Source organism: Helicobacter rappini (genome assembly GCF_900198625.1).
GTDB classification, from domain to species: Bacteria; Campylobacterota; Campylobacteria; order Campylobacterales; family Helicobacteraceae; genus Helicobacter_A; species Helicobacter_A rappini.
Genome location: NZ_FZPK01000063.1, coordinates 1 through 11949 on the forward strand (window position 1 = coordinate 1; position 11949 = coordinate 11949).

Annotated in this window: 10 protein-coding genes; 5 read left to right on the forward strand and 5 right to left on the reverse strand. The window is 31.5% G+C overall.

Going from position 1 to position 11949, the window contains the following annotated elements; all coding sequences use genetic code 11:
* The 4 genes from C6H17_RS10750 to tssB all read right to left on the reverse strand — a co-directional run.
* The coding region (locus tag C6H17_RS10750) for a type VI secretion system baseplate subunit TssF (protein ID WP_199768873.1) at positions 1-584 on the reverse strand (584 nt) is incomplete at its 3' end.
* Positions 585-617: 33 nt separating this feature from the next.
* Positions 618-986: a hypothetical protein gene (locus tag C6H17_RS10755; RefSeq protein ID WP_005220091.1), complete on the reverse strand. Its 369-nt coding sequence runs from the start codon at positions 984-986 to the stop codon at positions 618-620.
* Between the two features lie 2 nt (positions 987-988).
* Positions 989-2458 carry a type VI secretion system contractile sheath large subunit gene (tssC, locus tag C6H17_RS10760; protein ID WP_104731442.1) on the reverse strand — a complete coding sequence of 490 codons (1470 nt, stop codon included), beginning with the start codon at positions 2456-2458 and terminating at the stop codon, positions 989-991.
* A gap of 9 nt (positions 2459-2467) precedes the next feature.
* Positions 2468-2968, reverse strand: a complete 501-nt coding sequence (gene tssB / locus C6H17_RS10765) for a type VI secretion system contractile sheath small subunit (RefSeq protein ID WP_005219823.1) — start codon at positions 2966-2968, stop codon at positions 2468-2470.
* A gap of 144 nt (positions 2969-3112) precedes the next feature.
* Between tssB and tssJ the strand changes: the two genes are divergently transcribed.
* The 5 genes from tssJ to C6H17_RS10790 are packed head-to-tail and all read left to right on the forward strand — an operon-like array spanning position 3113 to position 10330.
* The gene (tssJ, locus tag C6H17_RS10770; RefSeq protein WP_005219824.1) at positions 3113-3586 is read left to right on the forward strand and encodes a type VI secretion system lipoprotein TssJ; all 474 of its coding nucleotides are present in this window, start codon (positions 3113-3115) and stop codon (positions 3584-3586) included.
* Entirely contained in the window at positions 3583-4959 is a 1377-nt protein-coding gene (gene tssK, locus C6H17_RS10775) for a type VI secretion system baseplate subunit TssK (RefSeq protein ID WP_005219825.1), read from the forward strand. The genes tssJ and tssK overlap by 4 nt, the downstream gene beginning before the upstream one ends.
* A gap of 8 nt (positions 4960-4967) precedes the next feature.
* Positions 4968-5753 (forward strand): type IVB secretion system protein IcmH/DotU, encoded by a 786-nt coding sequence (gene icmH / locus C6H17_RS10780; RefSeq protein ID WP_005219826.1) that lies wholly within the window; start codon positions 4968-4970, stop codon positions 5751-5753.
* Positions 5753-9313, forward strand: coding sequence for a type VI secretion system membrane subunit TssM (tssM, locus tag C6H17_RS10785; protein ID WP_005219827.1), 3561 nt, complete (start codon positions 5753-5755; stop codon positions 9311-9313). The genes icmH and tssM overlap by 1 nt, the downstream gene beginning before the upstream one ends.
* 9 nt (positions 9314-9322) lie before the next feature.
* Positions 9323-10330, forward strand: a complete 1008-nt coding sequence (locus C6H17_RS10790; protein ID WP_005219828.1) for an FHA domain-containing protein — start codon at positions 9323-9325, stop codon at positions 10328-10330.
* Positions 10331-10561: 231 nt separating this feature from the next.
* Here C6H17_RS10790 and C6H17_RS10795 read toward each other — a convergent pair whose 3' ends face one another.
* Positions 10562-11938 (reverse strand): hypothetical protein, encoded by a 1377-nt coding sequence (locus C6H17_RS10795; protein ID WP_005219829.1) that lies wholly within the window; start codon positions 11936-11938, stop codon positions 10562-10564.
* Positions 11939-11949 lie beyond the last annotated feature (11 nt).

Consider the following 11949-nt stretch of genomic DNA (forward strand, 5'->3'; position numbering starts at 1 on the left):
ATAATGTCTTTTACATATTGTAAAAGCCATAAAAGCAGGGTATTTGCCGTATAAACCTCATTGCCAAGATATAAATTCAGATATTTTATGTTAATATCTGCAATAGTTAGATGATCTTGCGTGGTTTCTATGTCGATCACAAATGTAGTGTATTTTCCCTCACTACCCACATCAACATTATAAATCTTCAAGGGATACAACATAACATCATAAATTGTTCTAAACTCACATCTAACCGACTGAACAGGAGAAGATACTACGCTTGTATGTCTAGGAATAAACACATTATTGTCTTTAGAATCTGGTTTTAAGTTAAAATTTTGTATACAAAATGAAGGCAAAGAGTTTGTATAGTTTGGCATAAGGATATTAATAAGAGATTCTGCAAGAGATGGAATATTGCCATCAAGCTCTTCATTAATCTTAGCGGTCAAAATCGCTAATGATTCGATAATGCGCTCAACATCTGGATCATTGCTATTACATGCTAAAAATGGGGCAAGTTTAGGATATTTATTAATAAACAATTCCCTTGTTTTTTGCAGATAATCAATTTCCTTTCTAAAATAAAAGATATTTTTCATCTAACCTTATACCCTTCTATCTTATTTAGCTTATTATAAAACTTCATAATAACGGTTACTATTAAAAATAATTTGTATATTAAAATTTGTTAAATCTTTATTATATTGTAATGTTAAGAAAAATTTGAGTTGCCAAGGCGCTAATGTCTCATCATATTCAATGCTTACAATCTTTGCTCTATATTCGTACATAGAAACTATATCATAAATTCTTTCTGACATTACGATGGCTAGATTTTTGATGTTTAAATCCAAATCATTATAAGATAATAATTCCTGTGCATCCTCTTTTGTGTTTATGAGGGTTTCAATATGCTCCCTGATTGCTTGAATGGGACTCTCAAAATACTCAGAATCTACATATTCATCAAGCGCATGAATAACCCTATCAACAAAAGACATAGTTATTCTTTATCAAGCTTTCCTACCAACGAGAGTTCAAAATTAGCCCCCATAAACTTAAAGTGCGGACGCACATTCAAATCTATTTTATACCATCCAGTTTCACCTTCTATATCGCTTACTGTAATTCTAGCCCCTCTAAAAGGTCTTCTGCTCCGCACTTCTGCTGGAGGATTTTCTTGATCTGAAACATATTGTCTAATCCATTCATTCAAGCCATTTTCAACATCGCTACGTTCTTTCCAGCTCCCAATTTCCTCTCTTTGTAAAACCTTGATATAGTGCGCAAGACGAGAAACCAAAAAAATATATGGCAATTGTGTTCCAAGCCTATAATTTGTTTCTGCTTCTTTGCCTTCAGGAGTATTTGGAAAAATTTTTGGTTTCAATACTGCATTCGCTGAGAAAAAGACTGCATTGTTACTATCCCTTCGCAATGTAAAAGCTATAAAACCAGATTCTGAAAGTTCATACTCACGTCTATCTGTAATTAACACTTCAGTTGGTATCTTAGATTCTAATGTACCGAAGTTTTCATAAAGATATACCGGCAAATCTGTGACGGTGCCACCAGCTCTAGGACCTATAATATTGCCACACCATCGATATTGTGCAAAACTATCAGTCAATCTTGTTGCAAAAGCATAAGCAGTATTGCCCCATAAGAGATGATTGTGTGAATTATGCACATTTTCTTTATAATTAAAACTTTTTATGGGATTTTCTTGTGGGTCATATGGAGAACGAGTTAAGAATCTTGTCACCATAAGTCCAGCATATTTAGAATCCTCGTTCTCTCTAAAAGTGCGCCACTTTGTATATTGTGGACCCTCTAATAAACTTTTTAGATCTTGTATTGTTGGAAGTTCTGCATAATTATCAAGCCCAAAAAAGCTTGCATCTACAGATGTTACAAATGGAGAATGACTCATAGCAGCAATTGATGACATTTTGGATAAAAAATTCATATCGGGACTTGATGCATTTAGCGCATAATCACCGATTATTGCTCCTATGGGTTCTCCTCCAAATTGTCCATATTCGGCAGAATAAATATATTTATAGAGCGTACTCGTCGTAATATCTGGATTTGAATCAAAATCCTCTAATGCCTCTTGTTTTGTAACATCAAGAATGTTAATTTTTATATTTTCTTGAAAATTCGTGCGTTCTACTAAGAAATGTAAACCTCTCCATGTAGATTCTAATTGTTGAAACTGCTCATTGTGTAAAATTTCATCCATTTGCTGCGAAATTAAATCATCTATATGCGCAATCATTTCATCAAGTGTGAATCGATTGATTTTGCTCTCTGCATTATCAGATTTTACAATTTCTGTAATAAACTCTGCAACACCAAGTTTAGCAATACTATAACTTTCATCATTTTTAGAATATTTACTTTTTTGCATAATGCCCTCAATAATTGAGACATTCTGTGTTTCTACCTCTTGTTCTAATTTTTCGCTCATAATTATCCTTCAGTCTAATTGTTCATTGTTTTCTCGGCTTTCTTGTATCTCCAACAAAAGCTTTTCTTTTATATCTTTATTCTTTAAAGCCTCCAAAACAGCTTTTCTAAAATCTGGGATATTGCCCATTGGACCTTTCAATGCAATAAGAGCTTCGCGTAATTTAAGAAGTTTATTGAGCTCTGGAACTTGGTTTGCAATACTATCTGGAGTAAAATCTTTCATGTTTTCAATCTTCAACTTTACATTCAATTCATCAGCATCTTGGCTCAGAGTGTTTTTGACACTAAAATGAGACTCTATTTGCATCTTTTGCATAACCTGATTGAAATTGTGTTTATTAATGGATGTTAACCCTCGTTCTTCCAATGGTACTTTATTGCCACCTGTAAAATTAGCCATAACCATTAGTTTTAATGGGAGCTCAATCTCTGGAGTTTGTCCACCAGTTTTTGATTTGTAAGTGATATTGATGCGCTCTTTCGGTGGAGTTGAATTTTTTTCTGCCATAACAAAATCCTTATTTTACTTTAGATTCTACCATTTTACTTTGAGATTCTACCATTTTATAACCAAATTTCATAAAAATTATTATAAAATTCTCAAGAATATACATCTCATAATTTCTTAAGGCATAACTAAAAAGTAGAGATAATGAAAAATATTTGCACGGCTTTAATTTTTGCTATGATGTTGATTCTTATTGGGTGTAACACACCTATACGGATACAAGCATCTAACCATGATAATTCTAATCTCAACAATCGTAACGATAATGTTCCCATCACGCTTGTTATTTATCAACTCAAAGATGTTAATAAGTTCGAATATGCAAGTATTCAAGATCTAACAATGCGTGAGAGCGTAGTTCTTGGTCGAGACAATGTAGACTCGATTAGAATCCAAGTTCCACCTAATGAAAAAGATATGCTTGTGGCAGAATTTGCAAAAAAAGAAGGTAAATACATTGGTATACTGGCTCTTTTTGCAAATTCTCAGGGCAAGAAGCAAAAATTTTACAAAAAATTGAATAAAGTGTTTAAAAATACAATAAAAATTGATATTACACAAGAAGGCATTACAAATAGTAAAAACAACAGAGGAACAAACAATAAGGAGAAGCGGTGAATAGCAGATTAAAAGTTGTTTGGTACAATGGGATGAATGTAGATAAGATCCATTTTGAACAGCAAGAAAGATATTTTGAGCAACTTGTTTATATCAAGACAACAAAGTCCTTATGCAATTTCTATGGCCTTTTTGAAGTAGAATTTTCAAATGAATTATTAAATCTAGGTAAAATAGCTCTCTCTAGGATTAGTGGTATTGCACAAGATGGCAGTGTATTTAATGCTCCGAGCGATGATTTATTGCCACAAGCCTTAGAGATTAATTCTAATGTTGGGTCGCCAATTATTACATTAAAAATTCCTGTATCTTCAGATTCTATTGCTGATATTTCTCTGAACAACACCTTTTCAAACTCTAAATATGTTGCAACAAATGTGCCAGTGGTCTCTAAAATCCACGACGATGTAAATGAATACACACAACAAACAGATTCGGAAATATCTTACACACACCAAACATCATCTCTTGTGTTGGGAAGTTTACGTTTAAAGCTTGGTTTGCTTGGAGATAAGTCTCCTAATGAATTAGAAATCCCTATTGCAAAAATCAAAAATATACACCACAATAAAAGAATAGAACTTGATGACAAATTTATTCCAACCTCTATGGATATCAGCAACAATCTTTTTATCAAAACCTTCCTAGAAGAGATGCTTTTTTCTATTCAACAACACAAAGAGACTTTTACAAAAATTTTTAGAGGCATTAATCAAACAAAAAATACACTTGATTTTAGCACCTACCTATCTCTTAATCTTTTAAAAAAGTATGATTGCATTTTTTCATATCTTATTAACAAAGAAAGATTGCACCCTGAATTTCTCTATGAAAAATTGATAGAATTTCAAGCTGATTTACTTGTGTTGCATCATGAAATCGAGGAATCATTTGAGTTTATTGCTTATAAACACAATAATCTTTCATCAGTTTTTATTCCCTTAAGCAATCATTTGCGTTTGCTGTTTGCAAATGTTACTTCACCAAAATATGCTATAGCAAGTGTTGTTGATAATGGTAATGGATTTTTTGATTGTATTTTTGAGAATGCATCAATTATTCAAAATGGTGAGATATTTTTAGCAATCAGTTCATCATTGCCAACAAATACATTGCTTGAAATATTTACCACACAAACAAAAATTCATACACAATCAGCAATAAAAAATATTGTTGCATCCCAGCTGAAAGGATTGCATTTAGAACCCATACAAAGCATTCCACCCGCATTACCGCATTTAAGTGGATATATATATTTTAAACTTGATAAAAAAGATTCGCTTTTTTCACATTTTGCCAATCAAAATACAATAAGCATCTATATGACAAATAATATAGTTAGCCCTGATATTAAATTGTGGGCATTATTCTAAGGGTATTTATGAACGCACAAATAAATGACACACAATGTTCATTATTGCTTGAATCTAATTTTGCAGGTATGCAGAATAATAAAATTCTTGACTTAAGTCTACCTCTTCTTCTTTTTGCCACAAGACTTTCAAAAATACATGCGCTAGATGATGAATTCATTGTTGAAATAAGGGACACTTTTGCAAATCAGGTGCTTGCCATCAGTGGCAGCCTAAGTGCCATGCATTGCCATGATGAAAAAGACTTAATCAAGTTTCGCTATTGTTTATGTGTATTTATTGATGAGATGTTGTTACGTAATGAAAGCATTATGAATAGTGATTTTACAAACCATACGCTTACTAATCGTTTGTTTAATGAAATGTTAGGTGGCGATAAATTTTATGGTATAGCTGGGCAGTATTTGCTAAATCCAAGCAAATATAAAGACATGTTAGAATTCATCTACGCCTGTCTTATTCTTGGTTATAAGGGAAAATATACTGTTGATCAACAGGGCGATGAAAAAATTAACCATCTTTGCAATGATATTGCAGCGGCTATTACACCAGCATTAGATTCAAATGAAGATATAGCGTTTAATGTTGCTCACAAAAATATTGTCCGCAACAATGTTTTAGAATTGTTTAAAAAAAGATACCTAAAGCCATTTTTACTTATTGTTGTTATGTGCACTGTAGTTGTTTCTTTTTTCTTTTCTATGCTTAAGATAGAATCTAATAACACCATAACAAAAAACACTCTTATGCAAAATATTAAAAAATTCAAACAAGAGAACAATGAGGATCAATAATGCTGAAAAAAATAACAAGCTTTTGCAAATCAAAACCATTTCTATACATATTTCTTATATGCTTGTTCATATTTTTCAGCATAATATTTTTTATTTATGCACCCCTACTGGCTTTCAATGATATTTACATATTTAGCAATGCTTTTGTTCGACTGGGTATTCTTGTTCTTGTATGGCTTATTGTAGCTTTTTATTTTATGTTTAGACCCCTTCTGGATTTTTTACAAACATTAAAAAGTGAAAAAGGTGTTCAACGCAGGGAGTTAAAAAAAGAGGTTGCAAGAATTTTGCACAAAGCAAAACGCAATTATTCCCTTGCTTTAAATGAAGCCAAAAGTACTTGGAAAAGAACAATTCGTTTTAAAGATATTCCTTTAGTAATTATTATTGGTAATGAGGGAGCAGGAAAAAGCTCTTTAATCAATTATGCGAACATTGAATATCCATTAAGCGATAAATTAGAATCATATAAAAAAATTCATAAAAGCACCAAGAATTTTAATCTTTATGTTTCTAAAAAAGGGGCTTTACTCGATACCGAAGGTAATTATTTTACGCAGGAAGATTTTTTTAATCCAGATACAACAGATGAAATTGCTGAAGATGATTTGGAAAAAAACAAAGATTTTCTAATAAAAAAAGCGGTATGGAATAAGTTTCTTTCTTTCCTTAATTCCAGCATTTTTCACAGCAAACTCAATGGCATTGTGCTTGTTATTGATGTTCATTCCTTTCTTAATAACCCAAAACAATATAGTGACAATTTAATACACTTTCTTGTTAAAAGAGTTCATGAATGTGAACAAAATTTGAATCTAAAATTACCTATTTATGTAGTTTTTAGTAAGCTTGATCTTATGGAAGGTATGGATATCTATTGGAATGTTTTTAACGAAAATGTCGCAAATAAAATATTGGGTATCACTTTAGAACAACAGGCAAATAAGCAAACATTGCTGTCTTATTTTCAAGCTATTAGCAAATCATTATTGTACTCTTTCATGCACAAAAACAAATCTCTGCATTCTCTTGATGAGAAAAATGGGGCATTTTTGTTTTTAAAGCAACTTGATACACTCTTTGCTTTGGTAGTAGATTTTGTAATACAGGTGAATGAAAAAAATGTGCTAAAAAATAAGTCTTATGTTCGTGGAATTTATTTCACTTCAGCTTATCAAGAAAATGTTCCAAGAAATTACTTAGTTGATGCTGTATGTGAAAAATATGCTATTAAAAAGCCAGCAGCAAAGGCTGCTACAAAGCAACATAAGCGAAGCTATTTTGTACATTCAATGTTAGAACAAATTGTTTTAAAAGATTCTCATCTTAATAGTATGATTCTTAAAAACTCATGGGTGACATTAAGATTAGGTGTTATGGCTGTTTGTCTGTGTATACTGACATATAGCGTATGTGCTTATTATATCAATAAGGCATATAAAGCAATTGAACAAAGCAATACTTCTTTAAACAGCATTAATGCACTCCTTGCAGATGCCAATAATTATAACACATTAAGCCTTTATGAAAAAGTCAATCTCATGTTAAATCTTAAAGCAATTTTAAAAGAATATCCATTATTGTTTGATACATCAGTTGGTAGCCAATACTTTTTCCTTGATACATCATATCAAGCTTTTTTACCGGCCAAAGATCTCTATTATGCAATTAGTGAAGATGTTGTGAGCAAAACACTTATTAATGAAATGGAGTATATATTAGCACACAATAAAACTCCAGAGACACTTGTTGAAACATTATATATGTATATGTCTTTATTTGACACACATTATCTTGATAAGTCGCTTCTTGCAGTTTGGATTGGTAAGAATTGGCAGTATTTTAAAAAGTACAATATTCCAAAAGATGATTTTATAGCTAGTACTGAGGATTTAGCCTCAGATAGAATTCTTAATGCTCATCCAATGAATATTGGTAGTGTTACTAAAGCACAAGAAGAAATTATGCAAATTGCTAAAGCACAAAGAATATATATTCTTATAGCTTTTAAAAATAGTCTTGAGAAACAAGCAACTTATAATATAAAAAATAAAATTGGCAGATCTATTGATGCTGTATTTGAAGCTCCAGAAAAACTAAGTCATATTGACAAGAGATATACCAAAGAAGGCTTAATGGTGTTTTTAAGCCATCTTGAAAAGAATATGCATAATGCTCTTGATATTGACTTGTGGTATCTCGAAGGAGTGGAACAAGATAATGATGAAAAGATGTTGGATACAAAAATTATAGAAGTTTATCTTGCTGACTATAAAAAAAAATGGGAAGATATATTACAAGCTATCAAACCCAAGAGACACCATGAAAGAAATGCTTTGCTTAATGAACTACAAATCTTGTCTCAACCTAGCAATCCTATCAATAATTTGATTGGGGTAATAAACGATAATACCCATTTGAACGATACATTATTGCTTGGTTATGTTTATGGGCTTGGATTCTCCAGCAAAGAAATAAAAACACAATTTACAGCTCTTAGCAATCATTTCAAAGCATACTATGATTTAACCAATGAAGAATCATTAATAGATTCTAAAGCCAATTCTCTTAGTCAATCAAAAAATAAGGAATTAGCAAATTCACAGAATGCAACAAAAGATGAAAATAACATGTTGGCAGTTATTGCACAAGATGTGCAAAATGTCTCCGCAAAAATTGAATATTTTACGCAAGATATAACAAAAGATGCTAAAGAAAAAATTGTTTATATTCTTGATGGAAGCGATGATGAAAATGACCCATTTAAAAAGCTTGATATAGATAGTAAGGTTTTACCTCAAGAACTAAAAGCATATTATAATCATTTGGCACGAATGTCTTGGAAAATCATAGAGAGTAATGCTGGAGTTCTTCTGAATAGTGTGTGGAAAAATGAAGTTTATACAGACTTTGTGAATAATATATCTCCACTTTATCCTTTTAACACATATTCTAGGGAATCTGTGTCGATAGAAACTTTTAAAGGATTCTTTGGCAATGCTGGCACATTACAAACCTTTTATAAACAGTATCTAAGTAAGATTATACAAAAAAAGGGTGGTGCTTACATTCCTAATCCAACCTATATGTCAAAAATTAAGCTAAAAGAACAATTTTTAACTTTTTTTAACAAAACCTCTAGTTTAAGTGCAATGTTTGATGCAAACAACAATTTGACACTCAATTTTTTTATACAATGTCTTGATTTATCATCAGACTTTAGTTCTCTTGACATGGGATATAATGATACAAGCATCCACTATGATCATACGCTGCATCCAAAACTCCACATTATTATTGAGCACTTTAATAAAAATACCGAGTTGAGACTTACTGCAAATGATTATTACCAATATCCACAATATAAAAAAGTGTATATTGGAGAATGGGCATGGTTTGCATTTATAAAGGATATGGTCCCAAATCAAAATATGCGTAATTCAATTTATTTTGAAAATAATAAGAAGCTATATTTTGATTTTAATATTACAAATAAAACAGAGCTTTTAAAAATTCTTGATACTTTGACACATTTTAATATGCCAGACTCTATTATGTAAGGAAATTGTATGCAAAAGATTGCTATTACTGCACAACATATAAATGATTTATCCACAACATCACTATATTGTGTTATTGATGAAAATGGTGGCACAATAGGGAGTGATTCGGGCAATAATCTTTGTTTGCAAGACCAACAAATAAAATCACAACATGTTCATATTCAATATGAAGAGGGTTTTTTTACAATTACAAGTATTGCAGATTCAGATATTTTTTATAACAATTCATTCTCCAAGCTTCTTGCAGGCTATGAAACAACTATTGAATTTGGTGATACATTTAGAATAGGCAATTATCAATGTAGCATTATAGATCCAAAAGATTTAAACGAAGAGATTCTAAATACAAAAAACATTATCAAAGAAGTTGCTGCCTATGACAAACTCGATACATTGCAAATAAGACCTAGGGGACAAGTAGATGGAATGAATATCCATGAAGTACCGATTGAAAATATCTTGCATGAAAATGAGATGCTAGATGATATTATAAATATTCCAACTCATGCTTTTGGTAATATGAAAGAAAACCAGCATATTAGCAATGAGATAGCTTTTATGCAAGATAGCATAAAAGCTAAACAAAAAAATAATAAATTAGACATAGCAAATAATGATATAGCCACACATAATCAATCCATCACCAAAGAGACAATGATTGAAAATAACCAGCCGCTTAATAGACAAGATATTCTAGCACTCCTAGATAACACACTAAAAAATCTATCTACTGATACAAAAATCCCCTTACATAAAAATTCACATTTAACTATGCAGGATATACAAGATATTTTACAAGATATTCCACTTATAGATTCTCCATTACTCATTAATACGCTTGTGTTAGGCATTATTTTTAAAGAATTGCATACTCCATTATTTGAAGTTTTAGATAATGATATATTGGAAGTAACACTAAGCTATGCTATACAGGAACAAAGACAAGGAGATGAAAAAACATTGCAGTATCTCTTAATACAAGCCTTGCATTCTTATTTAAACAAACAGAGTTAATAGAGAATGATTTATTGTGGCATGATTTTAATAATGTGAAAAGCTATAAGAAAAATGTGTATAGAGAAACAAAACTAATACTCTGAATTACTTAAATACTATTTAAATTATCTCTTTGCTGTGATATGGTTTATCAATTAAGGCTTAAGGCTATATTTTACCTTTTTGAAACAAAATCTTTATGCTAAGTTTTTGACATATAACTCCACAATCATTCTTTTATCTTATAGTCTATTCTTTTATATTATGCTTTTTAGCATACCATTCTATTTTATCTCGCAACTCTTGTGGGAAAGTTTCTCTATATATGGCTGGGATTCTAGGATCTAGCTTTTTATCTAGCTTACCTGCATTGTAGAGTTCGTCCAAATACTCTGGGATATAGTAATAGGGAGCATTAGGATAGCCTTGAGGGGGAGTTACTGCTCTAATTTTTGCATAAAGCGTTGTTATATCATCTTCTAAATTTGATTGAGCAGGACCAAAATCTGGTGAATATGGATAATCCAGTGCTGACCCATCAGCTCTTCTTTGACTTAAAAACATAGCTTTTTGTCTAAATTTCTCTCTGCTCTCTTTTGTAGAATCTGCATCTCTAGGATCTTTTAATAGTCCTTTAGTAACTAACCCTTGTTCTATTGGAATTCCTTCTTCAAAGAGTTCTGCTATTATATCCCCATAGATATCATATTGGCTAAAATCCATAATCCAATCCACTCCTAGTATCTCATCTATATAGGGGAGCATACCAAATCTATCTGGCTTTATCCTTTTAACGAGAGCCTCTAGCTGTTTCTTGCGTAAAAGGTTTTTGTGTAGTCCTGCATACTGATTGGCTATAACATTTTTTACATAGTTCTCCTGATTGTTCACTCTTAAAAAATTCCTAGTCGCCCCATCAATTTGCATATCTAATATCATAGCTTGTATATGTCGTGCTTGAAAGCCCATGTTGTTGCTTGAAAGATTTTCTGGATCCCCTAGTATCCCTGCTGCTATGCCCCATTCTTGCCCATGTAGATAGGATCTTAGAGTATTTTTATTTCTATCTACTTCATAAAAGATTTCTTCATATTCTGGATTTATTACTCTCCCATTCTCATCTACACCACCTATGGCATCAAAGGGTATGTCTATGACTGCACTCCTTAATCCACTCCTAATAACTAGGTATTGGTATCTCTCTCTTTTTGTTTGTAAAGATTCATAATAGGCTTTTTCTTTCTTAGTCCAAGGGGCTATTGCCTTTTTTATGGGCGCTTTTGTATAGAGATTACGAAAGCTTTCAAACTCTTTTTTATGTGCTGGATTTGTTTTAAGGGTTGGGTCAAAATATATAGGTTTATAAGATTTAAAAGGAGAAGATTGCAAGATTGCATTTGTTTCATGTAGAAGTCTTGTAGCCCTGAGTGAATCTTGTTTTAAAAACTCTTTATCTGTTATGGGAATCTTTTTAATCTCATCGTTAAAAATCGTGCTATAAACTATTCTCTCTGCCCTTAATATCACATTCCCATTAGAATCTAGCCTTATATCATTGCCAAACATATCTTTTTCTATCTTAGCTACTTTTTGCTCTTGTGAGTCTTTATTGCCAAATAACCACATAGCTATCCTTT

Excerpts from the sequence above, each read along its gene's own strand:
- C6H17_RS10755 (WP_005220091.1), bottom strand. The coding sequence starts at position 986 with ATGTCTTTTGTTGATAGGGTTATTCATGCGCTTGATGAATATGTAGAT.
- tssC (WP_104731442.1), bottom strand. The coding sequence starts at position 2,458 with ATGAGCGAAAAATTAGAACAAGAGGTAGAAACACAGAATGTCTCAATT.
- tssB (WP_005219823.1), bottom strand. The coding sequence starts at position 2,968 with ATGGCAGAAAAAAATTCAACTCCACCGAAAGAGCGCATCAATATCACT.
- tssJ (WP_005219824.1), top strand. The coding sequence starts at position 3,113 with ATGAAAAATATTTGCACGGCTTTAATTTTTGCTATGATGTTGATTCTT.
- icmH (WP_005219826.1), top strand. The coding sequence starts at position 4,968 with ATGAACGCACAAATAAATGACACACAATGTTCATTATTGCTTGAATCT.
- tssM (WP_005219827.1), top strand. The coding sequence starts at position 5,753 with ATGCTGAAAAAAATAACAAGCTTTTGCAAATCAAAACCATTTCTATAC.
- C6H17_RS10790 (WP_005219828.1), top strand. The coding sequence starts at position 9,323 with ATGCAAAAGATTGCTATTACTGCACAACATATAAATGATTTATCCACA.
- C6H17_RS10795 (WP_005219829.1), bottom strand. The coding sequence starts at position 11,938 with ATGTGGTTATTTGGCAATAAAGACTCACAAGAGCAAAAAGTAGCTAAG.